This is a genomic window from Microbacterium sp. OVT16B (assembly GCF_019969705.1).
Lineage (GTDB): Bacteria > Actinomycetota > Actinomycetes > Actinomycetales > Microbacteriaceae > Microbacterium > Microbacterium natoriense.
Map to the genome: position 1 here is coordinate 2,213,317 of NZ_JAHXZA010000001.1, position 20,125 is coordinate 2,233,441.

Annotated in this window: 16 protein-coding genes; 2 read left to right on the forward strand and 14 right to left on the reverse strand. The window is 69.4% G+C overall.

What is annotated here, in order from left to right:
* Positions 1-2: 2 nt before the first annotated feature.
* Positions 3-662, reverse strand: a complete 660-nt coding sequence (locus tag LC438_RS10570; RefSeq protein ID WP_105673286.1) for a GntR family transcriptional regulator — start codon at positions 660-662, stop codon at positions 3-5.
* Positions 663-736: 74 nt separating this feature from the next.
* On the opposite strand from LC438_RS10570, the gene LC438_RS10575 reads away from it, so the two are divergent.
* Positions 737-3,568, forward strand: coding sequence for an FAD-binding and (Fe-S)-binding domain-containing protein (locus tag LC438_RS10575; RefSeq protein WP_223586529.1), 2,832 nt, complete (start codon positions 737-739; stop codon positions 3,566-3,568).
* Between the two features lie 66 nt (positions 3,569-3,634).
* Here LC438_RS10575 and LC438_RS10580 read toward each other — a convergent pair whose 3' ends face one another.
* The 7 genes from LC438_RS10580 to LC438_RS10610 all read right to left on the reverse strand — a co-directional run bounded on the left by LC438_RS10580 (position 3,635) and on the right by LC438_RS10610 (position 11,370).
* Entirely contained in the window at positions 3,635-4,369 is a 735-nt protein-coding gene (locus tag LC438_RS10580; protein WP_308116179.1) for a copper homeostasis protein CutC, read from the reverse strand.
* Complete coding sequence (locus LC438_RS10585; protein ID WP_223586530.1) at positions 4,366-5,715, reverse strand: alpha-L-fucosidase; 1,350 nt, start codon at positions 5,713-5,715, stop codon at positions 4,366-4,368. Before LC438_RS10585 ends, LC438_RS10580 begins: the two co-directional genes overlap by 4 nt.
* Positions 5,715-7,250 carry a M81 family metallopeptidase gene (locus tag LC438_RS10590; protein WP_263295086.1) on the reverse strand — a complete coding sequence of 512 codons (1,536 nt, stop codon included), beginning with the start codon at positions 7,248-7,250 and terminating at the stop codon, positions 5,715-5,717. The genes LC438_RS10585 and LC438_RS10590 overlap by 1 nt, the downstream gene beginning before the upstream one ends.
* 62 nt (positions 7,251-7,312) lie before the next feature.
* Positions 7,313-8,275, reverse strand: coding sequence for an ROK family protein (locus tag LC438_RS10595; protein WP_223586532.1), 963 nt, complete (start codon positions 8,273-8,275; stop codon positions 7,313-7,315).
* A 2-nt stretch (positions 8,276-8,277) separates the two neighbouring features.
* Positions 8,278-9,195, reverse strand: coding sequence for a carbohydrate ABC transporter permease (locus tag LC438_RS10600; protein ID WP_105673281.1), 918 nt, complete (start codon positions 9,193-9,195; stop codon positions 8,278-8,280).
* Positions 9,185-10,090: a carbohydrate ABC transporter permease gene (locus LC438_RS10605; RefSeq protein ID WP_105673280.1), complete on the reverse strand. Its 906-nt coding sequence runs from the start codon at positions 10,088-10,090 to the stop codon at positions 9,185-9,187. The genes LC438_RS10600 and LC438_RS10605 overlap by 11 nt, the downstream gene beginning before the upstream one ends.
* Before the next feature lie 20 nt (positions 10,091-10,110).
* Positions 10,111-11,370 (reverse strand): ABC transporter substrate-binding protein, encoded by a 1,260-nt coding sequence (locus LC438_RS10610; protein WP_223586533.1) that lies wholly within the window; start codon positions 11,368-11,370, stop codon positions 10,111-10,113.
* A 202-nt stretch (positions 11,371-11,572) separates the two neighbouring features.
* On the opposite strand from LC438_RS10610, the gene LC438_RS10615 reads away from it, so the two are divergent.
* Positions 11,573-12,721, forward strand: a complete 1,149-nt coding sequence (locus tag LC438_RS10615) for an ROK family transcriptional regulator (protein WP_105673279.1) — start codon at positions 11,573-11,575, stop codon at positions 12,719-12,721.
* Between the two features lie 6 nt (positions 12,722-12,727).
* Here LC438_RS10615 and LC438_RS10620 read toward each other — a convergent pair whose 3' ends face one another.
* From LC438_RS10620 to otsB, 6 genes are all read right to left on the reverse strand, one after another.
* A complete protein-coding gene (locus tag LC438_RS10620; RefSeq protein ID WP_223586534.1) occupies positions 12,728-13,993 on the reverse strand; it encodes an alpha-L-fucosidase in 1,266 nt (421 codons plus the stop codon).
* A gap of 91 nt (positions 13,994-14,084) precedes the next feature.
* On the reverse strand, positions 14,085-15,113 hold the full coding sequence (ilvC, locus tag LC438_RS10625; RefSeq protein ID WP_105673277.1) for a ketol-acid reductoisomerase: 1,029 nt from the start codon (positions 15,111-15,113) through the stop codon (positions 14,085-14,087).
* A 75-nt stretch (positions 15,114-15,188) separates the two neighbouring features.
* On the reverse strand, positions 15,189-15,698 hold the full coding sequence (gene ilvN / locus LC438_RS10630; protein WP_105673276.1) for an acetolactate synthase small subunit: 510 nt from the start codon (positions 15,696-15,698) through the stop codon (positions 15,189-15,191).
* Between the two features lie 2 nt (positions 15,699-15,700).
* Complete coding sequence (locus LC438_RS10635; RefSeq protein WP_105673275.1) at positions 15,701-17,503, reverse strand: acetolactate synthase large subunit; 1,803 nt, start codon at positions 17,501-17,503, stop codon at positions 15,701-15,703.
* Positions 17,504-17,561: 58 nt separating this feature from the next.
* Positions 17,562-19,280, reverse strand: a complete 1,719-nt coding sequence (ilvD, locus tag LC438_RS10640; protein ID WP_105673274.1) for a dihydroxy-acid dehydratase — start codon at positions 19,278-19,280, stop codon at positions 17,562-17,564.
* Positions 19,281-19,289: 9 nt separating this feature from the next.
* On the reverse strand, positions 19,290-20,090 hold the full coding sequence (otsB, locus tag LC438_RS10645; protein ID WP_223586535.1) for a trehalose-phosphatase: 801 nt from the start codon (positions 20,088-20,090) through the stop codon (positions 19,290-19,292).
* Between the last annotated feature and the right edge of the window lie 35 nt (positions 20,091-20,125).

Below are 20,125 nucleotides of genomic sequence, written 5' to 3' on the forward strand. Positions count from 1 at the left end.
GCTCACCGGGCGCCGAGCGCCTCCACGAGCCGCTGCTCCGCGGCGGAGAGATGGGCGTGGAGCAGCTCGGCGGCCCGTTCTCCGTCTCCCTCGGCGACGGCGTCGAGAATTCCCGCGTGCTGCTCGGCGATCGCCGAGGCGTCCAGCAGCTGCCTCCCCTGCACCTGCGCCATGCACAGCCGCACCTCGTCGATCACGCTGCGGTACATGCGCCCTGTGCGTTCGCTCTCCAGCGCGTCGATCAACGCCGTGTGGAATCGCAGATCGGGATCGACGGTCGCTGCGTCCGGTCCCGGCGGCATCGCCGCGATCTCCTCGTTCGCGGCGACCGCAGACGCGGGGACCGTCCGGGAGAGCGCGAGCTCCCGAAGCGCGGCGCTCTCCAATCTCGCCCTGGTGCGGTAGACGTCGCGCACGGTCTCCGGGTCGATGCCGACGACCCGGGCGCTGCGATGCGCAGTCCTGGCGAGGAGGCCGGAGGCCACGAGCTGCTCGATCGCGGCCTTCGCGCTCGGACGCGCGACCCCGTAGGCCATCGACACCGCGGCCTCGGTGAGCGGCGCCCCCGGGCGGATGTCTCCGCTGAGGATGCGGGAGCGCAGTCGCGCCGTCACGGCATCCACTACGCCGATCACTCCGAGGTCGGCATCCGTCGTCGTCATGCGGCCATGCTATCGAGACCTGCGCCTCTCGGTACACTTGTCAGACAATCCGTCCCGCACTGTCGAGGAGCACCGTGCCCACCACGCTCGCCGAACCCCTGAATCCGGAACTGCTCGGCCCGTCGACGGCGGTGCACCTCCGCTCGATCGACCGCTTCGCCCGCGCGCACGACGCCTCCCACTACCTGCTGGTGCCGGATGCGGTCCTGTCCCCCGTCGATGCCGCCGGGGTCGCTCGCGCCTTCGATGCCGTACGAGCGGCCGGGCGGACGCTCACGTTCCGCTCCGGCGGCACGAGCCTGTCGGGCCAGGGCGGGAGCGGCGACATCCTCGTCGACACGCGCAGCGGCTTCCGCACCATCGCGATCGAGGACGAGGGGCGCTCGGTCCGGGTCGAACCAGGGGCGACCGTGCGTCAGGTCAACACCCGACTGGCACGGTACGGCCGCAAGCTCGGCCCCGACCCCGCGAGCGAGATCGCCTGCACCATCGGCGGAGTCGTCGCGAACAACTCCAGCGGCATGGCCTGCGGCATCGTCGAGAACTCGTACCGGACGATCGAGTCCCTGCTGCTGGTCCTGCCCAGCGGCACGATCCTCGACACCGCCGCCCCCGATGCCGAGGACCGGCTGCGCGCGGCCGAGCCCGAGATCGCCGACGGTCTTCTCGCCCTGCGTCGACGACTCCTCGACTCGCGGGAGAACGTCGAGATCGTGCGTCGGCAGTTCTCCATGAAGAACACGATGGGCTACGGGCTCAACGCGCTGCTCGACTTCGACGACCCCGTGCGGATCCTCGAGCACCTGGTCATCGGCTCGGAGGGCACGCTCGCCTTCGTCGCCGAAGCACGGTTCCGGACGATCGAGATCAAGCCGGCGATCGCGACGGGACTCCTCGTCTTCGACACGCTCTCCGACGCGATGGCCACCCTGCCCGGGCTCACCGCGCTCGGCCTCGCCACGATCGAGCTGCTGGATGCCGCGTCCCTCCGCGTCGCACAGGGGCTCAGCGATGTGCCGCCCGCGATCGCGTCGATCGAGGTGCGCGACCACGCCGCCCTCCTCGTCGAGGTGCACGCGCAGGACGCGGAGGCGCTGGCCGTGGACACGACGACGGCCCTCGGACGCTTCGCCGCGCTCCCGCTCGCGATCGACGCGACCCTCACCACCGACGCGGCCGAGCGCGCCGCCCTGTGGCACGTGCGCAAGGGCCTCTACACCGCGATCGCCGGGGCCCGCCCTTCGGGCACGACCGCCCTGCTCGAAGACATCGTCGTCCCCGTGGAGCGTCTCCTCGTCACCTGCGAGCGGCTCATCGAGCTCTTCGCCGCACACGGCTACGAGGACTCCGTCATCTTCGGGCACGCCAAGGACGGCAACGTGCACTTCCTGCTCAACGAGCGCTTCGACGATCCGGAGAGCCTCGCCCGCTACCGCCGCTTCACCGACGATCTCGTCGAGCTGGTGCTGGAGCAGCAGGGCTCCCTGAAGGCGGAGCACGGCACCGGTCGCATCATGGCGCCCTTCGTGCGCCGCCAGTACGGCGACGAGCTCACCGACCTCATGTGGGACGTCAAGCGGCTGCTCGACCCCTCCGGCATCCTCAATCCCGGCGTCGTGCTCTCCGACGACCCCGATTCCTACCTGCACGATCTGAAGCGCGTGCCGACGGTGGAGAAGGAGGTCGACCGCTGCGTGGAGTGCGGGTACTGCGAGCCGTCATGCCCGAGCAAGAGCATCACGCTCACACCGCGGCAGCGCATCGTCCTCCGCCGCGACATGGCCTGGGCGGAGGAGCGCGGCGATGACGAGCTCCTGGCCGAGCTGCGCGCCGACTACGACTACGAGGGCGTGCAGACGTGCGCGGTCGACGGCATGTGCGGCGTCGCCTGCCCCGTCGACATCAACACGGGCGATCTCGTACGGCGCCTGCGCGCCGAGCAGGCCTCGACGATCGAGGACGGCCTGTGGGACGTCGCCGCGAAGAGCTGGGGCACGGTCACGAAGGTCGGCGCCGTCGCCCTCACGGTGGCCGATGCCCTGCCCGCGCCTCTCGTGACGGCCGCGACCCGAGTCGGCCGCGCGGTGCTCGGCGCCGACACCGTGCCGCTGTACGACGCCGGGCTCCCCCGAGGCGGCTCGACGCCTCCGCGTCCGGACTCGCCCGCCGATGCCAGGGCGGTCTTCTTCGGGGCGTGCATCGGCACGATGTTCGGCGCCGAGGGGCACGGGGAAGGATCGAGGGATGCCGTATCGGCGCTGCTCGACCGTGCGGGCATCCCCGTCGTGATCCCCGACGACGCCGGGGGCCTGTGCTGCGGAACGCCGTGGAAGTCGAAGGGGCATCTCGCCGGATACGACCGCATGACCGAGCGCGTGCTCGCATCGCTGTGGGCCGCGAGCCGGCAGGGCGCCCTTCCCGTCGTGTGCGACGCCGCCTCCTGCACGGAGGGCCTGCACGTCATGCTCGCGAAGGGCGTGGACGCGCACCCCGAGTACGCCGGACTCGTCATCGAGGACGCGACGACCTTCGTCGCCCGCGAGGTGCTGCCCCGCCTGGACGTGCGGAGGAAGCTCGACCGGATCGCGGTGCATCCGACCTGCTCCACCACCGCGCTCGGTGCGACGGGGGCGCTGACCGCGCTCGCATCCGCCGTCGCCGAGGACGTCTACGTTCCCGACGGCTGGGGATGCTGCGCGTTCGCCGGCGACCGCGGCATGCTCCATCCCGAGCTCACCGCCAGCGCCACGGCGGCCGAGGCCGCAGAGCTGCGCGACGCCGAGAGGGAGCGCGGTTTCGACGCCTTCGTGTCGGCGAACCGCACGTGCGAGATCGGGATGACCCGTGCCACCGGCCGCGGGTATCGACACGTGGTCGAGGTGCTCGAGGAGCTCACGCGCCCCTGAGACGCGGCGATCGGCGCCGAACGTCCCCGCCCGACGCGGGCAGCGCGGCCGGCGCCGACCGCGAGATCAGCGTTCCGCGTGGAGGGCGGCCGCAGCGCGCGCGACGATCCCGCCGTCTGTGATGTCGAAGCCGGTGCCTCCACCGCCGGGACCGCTGGGCGCGAGGTCTCCGGACGACGTCTTGGCGGAGAGGTGGACCGCGTGCACACCGCACGCGCGCAGGGCGGCGATGTCCTCCACCCGCACTCCTCCGCCCGCCATGATCTGCAGGCGTCCGGCGGCCTCGTCGACGAGGCCGGCGAGGACTCCGGCGCCGTCGATGCTGCGTACGGCTCCCCCGCTGGTGAGGATGCGATCCACGCCGCAGTCGACGAGCTCTCCGATCACCGATCTCGGGTCGCTCAGGGTGTCGATCGCCCGATGGAACACGAACTCGGCGGTGCCCGCGGCGCTCTTCCACAGATCGAGCGCGCGACGGTCCACGCCGCCGTCGCGAGTCAGCGCGCCGACGACCACCGCACCGGCACCCCGGCGCACGACCTCGGCGACATCCGCCGCGACGAGCGCCACGTCCTCGTCGTCGTAGACGAACCCTCCGGTGCGCGGACGGACGAGCACCGCGAGCCGATCAGAGCGACCGACGGCGGCGAGGACGGCATCCACGGTCGCAGGCGACGGCGTCAGCCCGCCCGTCGCGCTCAGCGCCTGGCACAGCTCGACGCGATCGGCGCCCGCCGCCCGCGCGACCCGTGCGCCCGCGGCATCCTGCACGGCGATCTCGAGGGCGGGAACGGACATCATGGCGTCACGGTGACCGTGGCCACCGGGGACTCGCGCAGGGCGTCGGGGATGCGCACGCTCGTGGAGCCGTCCGCCGCACGGATCACCTCCGCGTGGGGCCCGTCGGCCCACCGCGCCTCGCCCGCGGACAGCTCGGACGGGAGCGGCAGCTCGCCGGCGCTCGGATCGAGCGCGTGCACATGGACACCCGCATCCGACCGCGTGTAACGGACGGGCGCGCCTGCGGCCTCGCCGAAGCGCACCCACGGACGCGTGCCGTAGATCGCCGAGCCGTTGACCCGGAGCCAGGCGCCGAGCTGCTGCATGGTCTGGCGCTGCAGCTCGGGGATCCGTCCTGCCGCGTCGGGTCCGACGTTGATGAGGAGGTTGCCGTTCTTCGACACCACGTCGACGAGCATCCGGATGAGGTCGGGACCCGACAGCGTGTGGCGCGTGTCCTCCGCGCTGTTGTAGCCGAAGGAGTAGCCGAGTCCCCTGGTCGACTCCCACGGCTGCGGGATGATCTCGTCGATGTGGGTGTACTCGCGGGTGAGGAAGCCGTGGTAAGGGACGCCCCACCGGTCGTTGACGACGCCGCCGGGGACCGCGGCGAAGTACCGCGACAGCGTCTCGGCGACGCCGTAGTCCTCACGGCCCTTGCCGCCGTCCGGCCACTCGATGTCGTTCCACAGGAGGTCGGGCGAGAAGCGCTCGACGAGCTCGTCCAGCTGCGCGGTGGCGTAGCGGGCGAAGTGCTCGTCGTTGCGACGGTAGCGGAAGAGGTCGGTGTCGGACTCGATGGCCGGGAAGTCGCTCACGTGCCAGTCCAGCGCCCCCGAGTAGTACACGCCGAACTTCGCCCCCGCCCTGCGGGTCGCGTCGTGGAACTCCGCGATCAGGTCGCGGCGGGGCCCGCGTGCGACCGCGTTGAATCCCGTCGTCCCTGTCCCCCAGAGGCAGAACCCCTCGTGGTGCTTGGTGGTCGGGACGACGTACTTCGCCCCCGCGTCGACGAGCTCGCCGACGAACGCATCCGCGTCGAAGGCGGAGGCGTCCCACAGGTCGGCCAGGTCCTCGTAGGACGTGCCCGGTCCGTAGAGCCGCTGATGCCGCTCCCAGGTCGGGCTGCCCGCGATGCGCACGGTGTTGCCGTACCACTCCGCGTACTGGTGCCAGGCGTAGGCGTCCTCGGTGGGGATGTCCACTCCCTCGCCGTGCTGCACGGCCCATGCGGGCACCGAGTACAGACCCCAGTGCACGAAGAAGCCGAGCTTCGCGTCGCGATACCAGTCGGGAACGCCGTTGGTCGGGTAGACGGGGGCCTCGGCGCCGAAGTCGGGTCCGGTGCGCTTCTCGAAGTTCATCATCAGCGGATCTCCTCGCCGCGTCGCACGACGACGGCGGTCAGGTCGGGGGCTCCCGACGTGTCGAAGGGGAAGACCCCCGGCGCGAGTCGGTGGTGGCCGAGGCGCAGCAGGTCCTGGTCCACGCCGCCGGGGGTCAGCGCGAGGGTCCAGTCGGCGGCGAGGTCGTACAGCTCTGGCTCCAGGTAGCCGATCTTCACGACGACGATGTCCGCCGTGGTCGGCTCCAGACCGAGCATGCGGAAGTCGTCGAGGTGATGGAACGGCTTGCGGCGCTCCGTGATGATCGCGTGGAGTCCGCCGACCGCGATCACGACCTGCGTCCCCGCATCGTGGTCGTCCTCGGTGATCGAGAAGACGGAGCCGGTGATCTCGACGGGACCGTGGGGGCCGTCATCCACCCGCGCACCCGCCGAGAGGGTGACGGTGGCGCCGACTCCCGCCGCGACGGCTTGCGCGACCGCGTCCCTGTCGAAGATCGAGGCCACGAGGGTCGTGCGAGAACCGTCGGTCAGCTCTGCACGGCTGAGCAGCTGCGCGAGCGTCCAGGTCACGTCGCCCGCTCCCCCTGCCGTCGGGTTGTCTCCGGAGTCGGAGATCAGATAGGGATGCCGGGCCTCCGGCGCGAGCGCCTTCGCGAGGGCCTCGTCGAGCGAACCGGTCTCCGCGACGAAGACGAAGTCCTCGCGTGCATCCCAGAACGAACGCGCGACGCGCTCGGCCTCGCGCGCGATGAGGTCCCGGTCGTCGCCCGTGACCACCACGTAGGCCTGGCAGCGCGGCTCATCAGCCCAGGCGTAGCCGATCCACACCGAGGCGTCCACGACGCCGTCGAGGGCCTCGATGCCGGGCAGCTCCGCGTAGATGCCGCGGGCGGGCTCGAGGCGTGTGCTCGTCTTCTCGCCGGGGAGCAGGACCGGAACGGGGACCCAGGCGCTGAACGGGCGACGACGCAACGGGTCGGCGCCGTGCTCGCCGCGGAGTCGCGCCAGCAGATTCCAGACCGCGCGCTCCTTCGTGTTCAGCCAGTCCTCGTGGGGGGCCATGCGGTAGCAGGTGAGGAGGTCGACCGCATCGCGGAGCGTCTCGGACACGTTCCCGTGGAGATCCATCGAGGTGGACACGAGCGTGTCGGGTCCGAGGGCCTCGCGCACGGCCAGGGCCAGGTCGCCCTCGGCGTCGTCCATGCCCACGACGCTCATCGCGCCGTGGATGTCGAAGAAGAAGCCGTCGAACGGCCCCTGCTCGCGGATGCCCGCGACGATCGCCTCCTTCATGCGCCGATACGTCGCCGCATCGACCGCGCCTCCTGGCAGTGAGCGCCCGTGGGTGAGGGGGATCCACTCCGCGGCCTCCGCGAGCTCGCGCCCCGCATCGAGGAACGGGTAGTACGCGCGCAGATTCTCGCCCGTGCGGATCGTGAACGCCTCGTCGCCGGAGACGTGCGGGGAGAAGGTGCTCGATTCGATCGAGATCCCGCCGATGCCGATGCGCGGCGTCGCGAGACCTCCGTCGGCGACGGGCGGGAGGGCGCCCATCCAGATGTCCCTGGCTTCGGGGCGTTCGGTCACGTGCTGCTCCTTGGTCTGTGTCGTCGTCTTCAGTGTGCGTCGGCGGGGACGAGGGCGCGACGCACGGCCTCGATGGCACCGAGTGCCACGGCATCCCCGCCCAGTGTCGCGGGGACGATGCGCAGAGGCAGCCCGGACACGGGGGCGTCGGTCCGCAGGGTCTCCGCGATCGTCGGCGCCAGGAGGTCCCAGGCTTCTGCGACTCCCCCGCCGACGATCGCGCACGGGAGGTCGAGAAGGGTGGCCGCGCTCGCGCAGGCGAGAGCGAGCGCGCGGCCCGCCGCCCGGAACACCGCAATGGCGTCGGGATCGCCGCCGCGCGCACGGTCGGCGACCGGGCGGGCGTCCAGCGGCGTCGCGCCGATCCGCTCGGCGTAGCGCCGCCCGATCGACGTCCCCGACGCGAGGGTCTCGAGATGGCCGATCTGGCCGCACGTGCACATCAGATCGCTGTACCCGGGCGTGTGACCGATCTCCCCCGCGGCGCCGTGCGGTCCGTGGCGCAGTGCGCCGTCGATGATGACCGCTCCGCCCACGCCGGTGCCGAGCATCACGCCGAGCACATCACGTTCGCCCGGGGCCGTGCGCGCCGCTTCGCCGAGGAGGAACGCGTTGACGTCGTTCTCGACGCGCACCGGCACGGAGAGTCGCGCGGAGAGCTCGTCTCCGAGCGGGAACCCGGCCCAGTCGACGAAGGTCGCGGAAGCGGCGCGCACGACACCGGTCTCGTGATCGATGACTCCCGCTGCGCCCACGCCCACCGCGGTCAGCGGAGAGCCGGAGCGGGCGGCGATGTCGAGGGCGAGGGCGGCGGCGGCATCCGCCATCGCTGCCCCGCCGACGCTCGCCGGCGCAGGCACGCTGCCCCGCGCCAGCACGGAGCCGTCCTCTGCCACGGCGATGCCGGCGATCTTCGTGCCGCCGATGTCGATGCCGATCACGCCGTCGGCCGACGCGATGGGCAGGGCTGTCCCCTCTACCTGCACGCGCATGGTCAACGGCCGCCGAGCCCGGCCATGGCGATGCCCTTGACCAGATGCTTCTGCAGCACGATCACGAGCACGGTCGTCGGGACCATCGAGATGATCGCCGCGGCCATCTGGAGATCCCACCGCGTGCCGGTGAGTCCGGAGAAGCTCGCGAGCCCGACCGGCAGCGTGCCGTGGGCGTTGTAGTCCACGGTCACGATCAGCGGCCACAGATAGCTGTTCCAGAACGACAGGAACGTGAACACCGACAGCACGGCCACGGCGGACTTCGCCAGCGGAAGGATGATCTGCACGAAGGTGCGGACCGGACCCGCACCGTCGACGCGTGCGGCCTCCTCCAGCTCGTAGGGGATGCCGCGGAAGAACTGCCGCATGAGGAAGGTGCCGAACGCGGTGAAGGCGAACGGGAAGATCAGCGCCTGATAGGTGTCGACCCAGTTGAACCACTGCATGACCTGGAACATCGGGATGACGAGGACCTCCGCCGGCACCATGAGGGTGGCGAGGAAGAGCACGAACACGGCGTCCCTCCCCTTCCAGCGCAGGCGCCCGAACGCGTACCCGGCCGTCGTCGAGACGAACAGCACCACCAGGGTGCCGGCGATCGCCACGAAGAACGAGTTCCCGATGTAGGTGAGGAACGGTCCGTAGGCGAACACGTCGAGGAAGTTCGTCCACCGCACCTCGGACGCGATCAGCGACGGAGGCATCGTGAACATCTCGGAGTTGGGCTTGAGCGCCGAGAAGAACGCGTACACGATGGGCGACACGAAGATCGCGGCGGCCAGATACACGAGCACGTGCGCGATGACCAGGCGCACGCGCTCCGGCCCGCTCAGCGGCGCCTTGGTGCGTCCGGTGCGCTCGGTCTCGACGTGGTCGTCGTCGAGGACGACGGATGCCGTCGACAGGTCAGTGCTCATAGTGCACCCACTTCTTCTGCGCGCCGAACTGGAGCGCAGTGATCACGATGATGAGGGCGAAGAGGATCCAGGCGCCGGCTGCGGCGAGTCCCAGCTCCTGGAACTTGAAGCCCTGGTTGTAGATGAACTGCACGAGCGGCTGGGTCGCGTTGCCCGGGCCGCCGCCGGTGAGCAGCTGCGGCTGCACGAAGACCTGGAGTGCGGTGATCATGGTCATGATGGTCGCGAAGAAGATCGCCGGGGAGATCATCGGGATGACCACGCTGAGCTGCATGCGCAGTCCGCTCGCACCGTCGATCCGGGCCGCCTCCATGACAGACTCGGGGAGCTGCTCGAGCGCAGCCGAGAAGATCAGCATGTTGTAGCCGACTCCCTGCCACACGCTCATCACGACGACCATGATCATGGCCCACTGCGGGTCGGCGAGGAAGTTCGGGAGCGTCACGCCGAACCAGGTCTCGGAGACGCCGTTGAAGAGACCCTGCGGCTGCAGGAGCATCTTCCACACCAGCACGTTCGCGACCATGGGGGTCACGACCGGGATGAAGAAGAGTACCCGGAGCGCCCCGCGTCCGCGGATGCGCGGACCGAGCGCCATCGCGAGGACGAGCGAGAGTGCCACGTTCAGCGGGACGTAGAGGATCGTGAACACCGCGGTGTTCCGCAGCGCCGGCCAGAAGTCCGGGCTGGAGGTGAACAGTCGGATGTAGTTGTCGATACCGATGAAGGTCTTCTCGCCGAACGTCGGCCAGTCGAAGAAGCTCATCACGATGGAGAGCACGACGGGCACGACGGTGAACACGGCGAGGCCCGCCAGGGCCGGGGTTGCGAACCCCAGCGCCTGACGGCCCTCAGCCTTGGCGAGAGACCCCCGACGTCGCGCGTTGGTGGTCATCACTCGTCTTCCTGGATTGCTTACTTGCCGAACTGCTGCTGAGCGGAGTCGAGGACGTTCGCCATCGTCTCCTGCCCGTTGTACACGCTGACCAGCTGCGGCTGGACGTACGTGCCGACCTTCGCCCAGTTGTCACTGACGTACTGGCCCTGGACGTTCTCGAAGGCCGCGGTGAAGACCTCCTTCACCTGCTCGCGGTACTTCTCGTCGATCGAGTCGAAGTAGAGCGGCTGGCTCTCGGCGCGTGCCGGGTAGCTGCGGCCGGAGGAGGCGATGTAGTCCTGCGCGTCCTTGCTCAGCAGGGAGCCGAGCACCTTGAGCGCGGCGTCCTTGTTGTCGCAGGTCTTGGAGATGCCGAAGCCCGAGCCGAGGATGAGGCTCAGCGAGGTGCCGCCCTCGGACGGGAGCGGGGCCATGCCCGCCGTGAAGCCGGACTCGTTGTTGAGGTAGCTGACCGCGTTCCAGGTGCCGTCGACGGCCATGGCCGCGTTGCCGCTGGAGTACTGGTTCTCGCCCCAGCCGGTGTCGGATGCCGATGCGACCGGGAGAGCGACCTTCTGATCGGTGACGAGGCCGGCGTACCAGGTCGACGCCTCGACGAACTTCTTGTCGGTGAGCTGCAGGGTGCCGTCCTCCGTCACCGGCTGCAGGCCGGACTTGGCGATCGGCAGCGCCTGCCACTGGAAGTCGCCCATGCCCACGGCGAACCCGGACTTGCCCCCGGTGGTCGCTGCCTTGGCCGTCTTCTCGAAGTCCTCGAAGGTCCAGCCCGCGGCGGGGGTCTCAGCGCCGGCGGCGGTCAGCTGATCGGCGTTGTAGTAGACGAGCATCGTCGCGACGTCGAACGGCAGGCCGTAGAGCTCGCCCTTGTTCTTCAGGATCTCGGTCGCACCGGGTGCGAAGTCGCTCTCGGCGAGGCCGGCCGCCTTGAGGTCGGCGGCGGTGAGCGTGGCGAAGCCGTCGGTGTAGCTGGAGAGCATCCCGCTGTTCATGCCGGTGATGCAGGCCATGTTGCCGGACGCCATGTTGGTGGTGAGCTTCGTGAAGAAGTCACCCCAGGGCGCCGTGCGCAGCTCGATCTTGAGGTCGGGGTTCTGCTCCTGCGCGACCTTGATCTGCGCCTCGAGCGCCTTGGTGTCATCGGCGGAACCTGCCCACATGTCGACGACGATCGTGTCGTCCGAACCGGAGCCGGTCGAGCCGGTCGTTCCGGCGCAGCCCGTCATGGCGACTGCGACGCCGGCGACGGCGACGACGGCTCCCATACGCATCTTCTTCATTGAATGACTCCTAGCGGATCGGGAAGGTTGCTTCGCGGGTCGAAGCAACCTAGTAGGATTTCGTATGAAGTTACCGTGTCATACTTCACGGGCCGCCGCAAGCGGAACATCCGATGTTTATAGATCCTTGACCTTCCGCGTCATGACCGAGATCACGACCCGACACCGGTAGCCTGACGAGATTCGCCGACGAAGGAACGACATGCCCCGTACCGCCGATCGCTCTGCCGAGGATCTCCACTCGCGACGCATTCTCGACCTCGTCGCCCGCGGGGAGGCGCGCTCCCGCAGCGAGCTCGCCGCTCGACTCGGCATCGCCGCCTCCACCATCGGCCTCCGCGTCCAGGCGCTGCTGGATGCCGGGATGCTCGAGGAGGCGGGAGACGGCGTCTCCCGCGGCGGCCGACGACCTCGTGTGCTCCGTGTGGCCGAAGAGGGTGGGATCGTGCTGTCCGCCGACCTCGGCGGCGGGCACGCGCGCATCGGGCGCCACGGTCTCGACGGCCACCTCCAGGAGGTGCGGACGACACGCATCGACCTGACGGACGGACCGCAGGCGACGCTCGCGACGGTAGCCGCGGTCTTCCGGGAGCTTGCGGACGGCTCGACCCTCCGCGCGATCGGGGTGAGCCTTCCCGGTCCGGTCGACATCGAGTCTGGATCCGTCGAACAGCCGTCCCGGATGCCGGGATGGCCGGGGTTCCGGGTCGGCGAGCATCTGCGGGAGGCCTTCGGCGTGCCGGTCGCCGTCGACAACGACGCCAATCTGGCGGCGCTCGGCGAGCATCGCCTGCAGCTCGGCTACACGCAGCACAGCATCACTGTGAAGGCGGGCACCGCGATCGGCAGCGGGGTGATCGTCGAGGGGCACGTGCACCGCGGCGCCACCGGCGCGGCAGGAGACATCACCCACACGCGCATCGACGGGAGCGGGGACATCCCCTGCTCGTGCGGGAACACGGGGTGCCTCGAGACGGTGGCGAGCGGCGCCAGCCTGGTCAGGCAGATGCGAGAGCGCGGACGCACCGAGGTGACCACGACGGCCGACGTGCTCGCGCTGGCGCGCGACTCCGACCCGGAGGCGACCATGCTGGTGCGGACGGCGGGCACGCACCTCGGGCAGGCTCTGTCCGGCGTCGTCAACTTCTTCAACCCGAACGCGGTGTTCCTCACCGGGAGCATGAGCGCATCGGAGCCGTTCATCGCCGCCGTGCGCAGCCGCGTCTACGAGGCCTGCCACCCGCTCGCGACGCAGCGCCTGCGCATCGAGGCAGCCGCGACCGGCGCCGACGCGATCCTGCACGGAGCGGCCAGGCTCGCCCTCGACGACCTCGAGCTGCCGGTCGCCTGAGCGGCGCTATTCCCCCGTCAGAACCAACTCGATCACGGGGAGCACCACGTCCGGCCTGCGGACCGGGAGGTGCACGGTGAGCGTTCCCTCCGCCTCCCCCGCCGGAGTCATGTGCGAGGCGCGCTGGTCGGGATCCGAGACGGACGTGCGCAGCCAGGATCCGTCGCTCAGCAGGCGCGCATAGGAGACCTTCCCCGCGAGTCCGGGGAGATGCACGAAGCCGAGCGGCCAGGCGAGCAGATGCAGATACAGGCGGTCCCCTCGCTGCGTGTACACGCCCTCACGGGGCGGGGCGAACGGGGCGTGCCCGGCGCCGACCACGGAGCCACGGTGCAGGCGCATCCACTCCCCGATCTCCGACAGGGTCGCCGCATCCCGCGGTACGACGGCGCCGCGGCCGTCAGGACCGATATTGAGGAGCATGTTTCCGTCCATCGACACCGAGTCGACGAGCATCTGCACGAGCAGCTGCGCGGACTTCTGATCGGTGTTGTCGCGGTCGTAGCCCCATGAGCCGTTCAGGGTCTGACACGCCTCCCACACCACGGGCCGGTCGTCCCTCATGAGGGGCGAGGTGGGTTGGTACTGCTCGGGCGTGACGAAGTCCGCGGGGATGCCGAGTCGGTCGTTCACCAGCATCCCCGGCTGGAGCTCGCGGCACATCGCGAGCAGCGCCTCGGCGTCCCAGTCCTGAGGGCCCTTGCCCAGCCACCCCTGCTTCTCCTCCGGATACGTGAAGTCGAAGAACAGGTAGTCGATGTCGCCGTAGCCGGTGAGCAGCTCGCGGATCTGCCCATGCAGATGGTCGCGGTACCTCGACATGTCGCGGCCCGCGTTGAGGGCCGCTGCATCGGGGTCATCCCGACGGGGATGGTTCCAGTCGATCGTGAAGTCGGGGTGATGCCAGTCGATCAGCGAGTGGTAGAGCCCGACCTTGAGCCCCTCGCCCCGCATGGCGTCGACGAACTCCCGCACGAGATCGCGCGAGACGGCGGTGGCCGAGGTGAAGTCGGTCAGTGCAGAGTCCCACAGGCAGAATCCGTCGTGGTGCTTGGTGGTCAGAACGACGTACCCCATCCCCGTCTCCTTCGCCCGCCGGGCGATCGCGCGCGCGTCGAAGAGATCGGGGTCGAAGTGGTCGAAGTAGGTCCGGTACTCGGCATCCGTCAGCCGTTCGCGATTCTGCACCCATTCGTGTCGCGCGGCAGCGCTGTAGAGGCCGAAATGCACGAACATCCCGAAACGGGCGTGGTCGAACCAGTCCTGTCGCATACCCTCATCTTAGCGTCAGACATCGGATGTCTAAGGCTCTGAGCACGAAAAAGGGCGCCCCCGAAGGGGCGCCCTCTCACGATGCTCGTCGTCAGCGCGCAGCGCTGCCGTCGACGTAGTCCTCGTCCTGCTGCTTCCAGGCGAAGAGAGCGCGAAGCTCCTTGCCGGTCGCCTCGATGGGGTGCGTCTCCTCCTTGGCGCGAAGCGCAAGGAACTCCTGACCGCCGTTGTCCTGGTCGTCGATGAAGCGCTTCGCGAAGGCACCCGACTGGATGTCCGCGAGCACGGCCTTCATCGACTCCTTGACCTCGGGGGTCACGATGCGCGGGCCGGAGACGTAGTCGCCGTACTCCGCCGTGTCGGAGACCGACCAGCGCTGCTTGGCGATGCCGCCCTCCCACATGAGGTCGACGATCAGCTTCAGCTCGTGGAGCACCTCGAAGTAGGCGATCTGCGGCTGGTAGCCCGCCTCGGTGAGGGTCTCGAAGCCGGCCTGCACGAGGTGGCTGACGCCACCGCAGAGCACGGCCTGCTCGCCGAACAGGTCGGTCTCGGTCTCCTCGGTGAAGGTCGTCTTGATGACACCGGCGCGGGTGCCTCCGATCGCCTTCGCGTACGAGAGAGCCGTGGCCCACGCGGTGCCGGAGGCGTCGCGCTCGACGGCGATGATGTCCGGGATGCCGCGGCCGGCGACGAACTCGCGACGGACCGTGTGACCGGGCGCCTTCGGGGCGACCAGGATCACATCGACGCCCTCGGGCGCCTCGATGTAGCCGAAGCGGATGTTGAAGCCGTGCGCGAAGGCGAGGGTCTTGCCCGCGGCGAGGTTCGGCGCGATCGACTCGCTGTAGATGCCGCGCTGGTGCTGGTCGGGAGCGAGGATCATGATCAGGTCGGCCCACTGGGTCGCCTCAGCAACGGACTTGACCGCGAAGCCGGCCTCCTCAGCCTTGGGCGCGGACTTCGAGCCCTCCTTGAGGGCGATCGCGACCTCGACACCCGAGTCGCGCAGGTTCTGCGCATGGGCGTGACCCTGCGAGCCGTAGCCGACGATCGCGACCTTCTTGCCCTGGATGATGGACAGGTCGGCGTCTGCGTCGTAGAAGATCTCGGTGCTCACTTGTTTCTTTCTCCTTGATAGTTGCGTTTCGTCTCGCTTCGCTCGCTCAACGAACGGCGAAGGTCTTGTAGGTGCTCAGCCGCGCAGGACGCGCTCGGTGATGCTCTTGCCGCCCCGGCCGATGGCGAGGAGACCGGACTGCGCGATCTCCTTGATGCCGAAGGGCTCGAGCGCCCGCAGCATCGCATCGACCTTGCCCTTGTCGCCCGTGACCTCGATCACCAGCGCGTCGGCGGCGTAGTCGACGACCGAGGCGCGGAAGAGGTTCACGACCTCGATCACGTTCGATCGGGTGGTGTTGTCCGTGCGCACCTTCACGAGCATGTGCTCGCGCTGCACGGAGGTGGCGAAATCGAGCTCGACGATCTTGATCACGTTGATCAGCTTGTTGAGCTGCTTGGTGACCTGCTCGAGCGGGAGCTCGTCCACGTCGACGACGACCGTGATGCGGGAGATCCCCGGCACCTCGGTCACCCCCACCGCGAGCGAGTCGATGTTGAAGCCGCGTCGGGCGAAGAGCCCCGCGACACGGGTCAGCAGGCCGGGGGTGTTCTCCACCAGCAGGCTCAGCACGTGAGTCGACATGGTCAGATCTCCTCGTCGAAGGAAGGCGCGTGTTCGCGGGCGTACTGGACGTAGCTGTTGCTCACGCCCTGCGGAACCATCGGCCACACCATCGCGTCAGCCGACACCACGAAGTCGATCACCACGGGGCGGTCGTTCGTGTCGAGGGCGAGCTGGATGGCGGCATCCACGTCCTCCTCCTTCTCCACTCGGATGCCGAGGCAGCCGTACGCCTCGGCGAGCTTGACGAAGTCGGGGATGCGGACGGTGCCGTGGCCCGTGTTCAGGTCGGTGTTGGAGTGGCGTCCGTCGTAGAACAGCGTCTGCCACTGGCGCACCATGCCGAGCGAGGAGTTGTTGATGATCGCGACCTTGATCGGGATGTTGTTGATCGCGCAGGTGGCGAGCTCCTGGTTCGTCATCTGGAAGCATCCGTCGCCGTCGATCGACCACACCACCCGGTGCGGCTCGGCGACCTTCGCGCCCATCGCGGCGGGCACCGAGTAGCCCATGGTGCCTGCGCCTCCCGAGTTCAGCCAGGAGTTCGGACGCTCGTACTTGATGAACTGCGCCGCCCACATCTGGTGCTGGCCGACGCCGGCCGCGTACACGGCCTCGGGGCCGGTGAGCTCGCCGATCCGCTGGATCACGTGCTGCGGCGAGAGGTGTCCGTCGGTCGTCGGCTGGAACCCGAGCGGGAACTCCTTGCGGAGGCCGTCGAGGTAGGACCACCACTCCTCGATGTCGGGCGTGGTCTGCGCCGTCGCACCGCGGAAGGCGGTCTCGAGGTCGACGAGCACGTCGCGCACATCGCCGACGATCGGCACATCGGCCGTGCGGATCTTCGAGATCTCGGCGGGGTCGATGTCGACGTGCACGACCTTCGCGTTGGGCGCGAAGAGCGCGGCCTTGCCGGTCACGCGGTCGTCGAAGCGCGCGCCGAGCGCGACGATGAGGTCGGACTCCTGCAGCGCGAGCACGGCCGGCACGGTGCCGTGCATGCCGGGCATCCCGAGGTGCTGCGGGTGCGAGTCGGGGAACGCCCCTCGCGCCATCAGCGTGGTCACGACGGGGGCGCCCGTGAGCTCGGCGAGACTCTTCAGCTCCGCCGAGGCGCGGCCGCGGATGACGCCGCCGCCCACGTACAGCACGGGCTTCTTGGACTCGGCCAGCATCGCGGCCGCGGCCTGGATCTGCTTGCCGTGGGCCTTCGTCACCGGGCGGTATCCGGGCAGGTCGATCTTCGGCGGCCAGATGAACGGCGCCTTGGCCTGCTGAGCGTCCTTGGTGATGTCGACCAGCACGGGACCGGGGCGACCGGTCGAGGCGATCTCGAACGCGGCGGCGACCGCGCCGGGGATCTCGGCGACGTCCTTCACGAGGATCGAGTGCTTGGTCACCGGCATCGTGATGCCGACGATGTCGGCCTCCTGGAAGGCGTCGGTGCCCATGAGAGTGGAGAACACCTGTCCCGTGATCGCGACGATCGGGATCGAGTCCATGTAGGCGTCGGCGATCGCGGTGACGAGGTTCGTCGCTCCGGGGCCGGAGGTGGCGATCGTGACGCCGACGCGCCCCGACGCGGTCGCGTAGCCCTCGGCGGCGTGCCCGCCGCCCTGCTCGTGACGCACGAGGATGTGGCGCAGCTCGGTGGAGTCGAGCAGGGGGTCGTATACCTCCATGATCGCCCCGCCGGGGATGCCGAACACATCGGTCACGCCGATGAGCTCGAGCGAGCGGACGAGCGCCTGCGCTCCGGTGAGCACGGGAGCCGCAGTGTTCTGGGCCGGAGGCCTCGGCACGGCCGAGACGGAGTCAGTGGTCATGGGACTTCCTTCTGGTGGTCTGTGGGCGACGTCGGATGCCGGGGGCAGCCGACGCGATTCAGCCGGTCGTCGCGCCCTCGGCGGCGGACCGCACGAGACGCGAATACTTGGCAAGTACGCCACGGGTATAGCGCGGGGGAAGCGGCTCCCAGCCAGAGCGGCGGGAGGCGAGCTCCGCCTCGTCGACGAGTAGGTCGAGAGAGCGAGCTGCGATATCGACCCGTATCAGATCACCATCGCGCACGAAGGCGATGGGACCTGCGTCCACCGCTTCGGGTGCTATGTGGCCGATGCACAGGCCGGTTGTGCCGCCTGAGAATCGTCCGTCCGTCAAGAGTAGTACATCTTTTCCGAGCCCCGCGCCCTTGATGGCCGCGGTGATCGCGAGCATCTCGCGCATCCCGGGTCCGCCCTTGGGGCCTTCGTAGCGGATCACGATGACGGTGTTCTTCTCGATCTCGCCGTTCGCCACGGCATCCATCGCCGCCCGCTCACGTTCGAAGACGCGCGCGGTGCCCTCGAAGACTGCGGCGTCGAAGCCGGCCGTCTTCACGACGGCGCCCTCGGGTGCGAGCGATCCGTGCAGGATCGTCAGGCCGCCGGTCGCGTGGATCGGGTTGTCGAAGGTGTGGATGACCTCGCCGTCGATCGGCATGGGATCGAGCTCCGCGAGGTTCTCGGCCAGCGTCTTGCCGGTCACGGTGAGCGCGTCGCCGTGCAGCAGCCCCTCGTCGAGCATCGCCTTCATGATCACGGGGATACCGCCGTGCCGGTCGACGTCGTTCATGACGTACTTGCCGAAGGGCTTCATGTCGGCCACGTGCGGGACGCGGTCGCCGATGCGGTTGAAGTCGTGCAGGCTCAGCTCGACCTCCGCCTCGCGCGCGATGGCGAGCAGGTGCAGCACCACGTTGGTCGAGCCGCCGAGGGCCATCGCCAGCGCGATCGCGTTCTCGAACGCCTCCTTGGTGAGGATGTCGCGGGTCGTGATGCCCTGACGGAGCAGGTTCACGACGGCCTCCCCCGAGCGGTGGGCGAAGTAGTCGCGGCGGCGGTCAGCCGCGGGCGGAGCGGCCGAACCGGGAAGGCTGAGACCGAGGGCCTCGGCGACCGACGCCATCGTGTTCGCGGTGTACATGCCGCCGCACGCGCCCTCACCGGGGGCGATCGCGCATTCGATGCGCTTGAGGTCCTCTTCGCTCATGAGCCCCGCACGGCACGCGCCGACGGCCTCGAACGAGTCGATGATCGTGACGTCCTTCTCGGTGCCGTCCGACAGCTTCACCCAGCCCGGCGCGATGGAGCCGGCGTAGAGGAAGACGCTGGAGAGGTCGAGACGGGCGCTGGCCATCAGCATGCCGGGGATCGACTTGTCGCAGCCGGCGAGCAGCACGGAGCCGTCGAGGCGCTCCGCCATCATGACGGTCTCGACCGAATCGGCGATGACCTCACGCGACACGAGCGAGAAGTGCATGCCCTCGTGCCCCATCGAGATGCCGTCGGACACCGAGATCGTGCCGAACTGGAGCGGATAGCCGCCCCCGGAGTGCACGCCCTCCTTGGCGCCCTGCGCCAGGCGGTCGAGGCTCAGGTTGCAGGGGGTGATCTCGTTCCAGCTGGACGCGATGCCGATCTGCGGCTTGTCCCAGTCGGCGTCGCCCATGCCGACGGCACGGAGCATGCCTCGGGAGGTCGTGGCCTCGATGCCGTCGGTGACGACACGGCTGCGGGGTTTGATGTCGATGGGCGCGGGAGACTCGGGATCAAGCGAGGTCATGACGGAAGTCTATTCCCGTCGCGCCGCGCGTTCGTCCGCCAGTGCCTCCAGAAGCTGGGCGATCTCTTGTGGGTTGCGCACACGGAGCCCGGCTGCTGTCTCACCCTCGCCCACTCGCACGCCGAGATCGCCGTCGACGAGCACGCGCATGGCGTCCTCGTCGGTGACGTCATCGCCGGCGAAGAGGATGCCGGTGGCGTCGTAGCGCTCGCGCAGAGCAGTCATCGCGGCGTCCTTGCCCTCGAGGCGCGACGAGAACTCGAGCACGTGGTGGCCCTTGCGGCGCCTCCAGTGCGGGAACCGCTCCGCGACGAGAGCGTCGATCTCGGCGAACAGCTCGCGCTCCACCTCGGGCGTCGCGGCTCTGGTGTGCACGCCCATCCCGAAGGTCTTGGGCTCGAGCTCGGCGCCGTCGAACCGATCGATGATCGGACGCGCGGCCTCCCACAGCTCCTCCTTCGTGCCGTCCTCCTCCGCGGCCGCGGACTCGACATCGGACTCGCCCGAGCCGGGGTACCAGTACTGGGCGCCGTGCGACCCGGCGAGGGCGACCGGGGACTCGTCGGTGTGCTCGGTGATCTCGCGGAGATCGTGCATGCTGCGCCCGGAGACGTACGCCACCACCGTGTCGGGCATCGCGCTCAGACGCTCCATCTGCGCGGCGACCTCCGGAATCGCGCGCGCGGCCATCGGGTCGAGCACGAACGGCGACGCCGTGCCGTCGAAGTCGAGGGCGACCACGAGTCGAGGGGTGGCTGCGATCGCGCTGAGCGCGGCATCCGTCGTTCCTGGCGTCCAGCTGCGGGTCACGAGATCTCCGATCGGGGGGAAGGGTGCCCTTCCAG

Excerpts from the sequence above, each read along its gene's own strand:
- LC438_RS10570 (WP_105673286.1), bottom strand. The coding sequence starts at position 662 with ATGACGACGACGGATGCCGACCTCGGAGTGATCGGCGTAGTGGATGCC.
- LC438_RS10580 (WP_308116179.1), bottom strand. The coding sequence starts at position 4,369 with ATGATGTCCGTTCCCGCCCTCGAGATCGCCGTGCAGGATGCCGCGGGC.
- LC438_RS10585 (WP_223586530.1), bottom strand. The coding sequence starts at position 5,715 with ATGATGAACTTCGAGAAGCGCACCGGACCCGACTTCGGCGCCGAGGCC.
- LC438_RS10590 (WP_263295086.1), bottom strand. The coding sequence starts at position 7,250 with ATGGGCGCCCTCCCGCCCGTCGCCGACGGAGGTCTCGCGACGCCGCGC.
- LC438_RS10595 (WP_223586532.1), bottom strand. The coding sequence starts at position 8,275 with ATGCGCGTGCAGGTAGAGGGGACAGCCCTGCCCATCGCGTCGGCCGAC.
- LC438_RS10600 (WP_105673281.1), bottom strand. The coding sequence starts at position 9,195 with ATGAGCACTGACCTGTCGACGGCATCCGTCGTCCTCGACGACGACCAC.
- LC438_RS10605 (WP_105673280.1), bottom strand. The coding sequence starts at position 10,090 with ATGACCACCAACGCGCGACGTCGGGGGTCTCTCGCCAAGGCTGAGGGC.
- LC438_RS10610 (WP_223586533.1), bottom strand. The coding sequence starts at position 11,370 with ATGAAGAAGATGCGTATGGGAGCCGTCGTCGCCGTCGCCGGCGTCGCA.
- LC438_RS10615 (WP_105673279.1), top strand. The coding sequence starts at position 11,573 with ATGCCCCGTACCGCCGATCGCTCTGCCGAGGATCTCCACTCGCGACGC.
- LC438_RS10620 (WP_223586534.1), bottom strand. The coding sequence starts at position 13,993 with ATGCGACAGGACTGGTTCGACCACGCCCGTTTCGGGATGTTCGTGCAT.
- ilvN (WP_105673276.1), bottom strand. The coding sequence starts at position 15,698 with ATGTCGACTCACGTGCTGAGCCTGCTGGTGGAGAACACCCCCGGCCTG.
- LC438_RS10635 (WP_105673275.1), bottom strand. The coding sequence starts at position 17,503 with ATGACCACTGACTCCGTCTCGGCCGTGCCGAGGCCTCCGGCCCAGAAC.
- ilvD (WP_105673274.1), bottom strand. The coding sequence starts at position 19,280 with ATGACCTCGCTTGATCCCGAGTCTCCCGCGCCCATCGACATCAAACCC.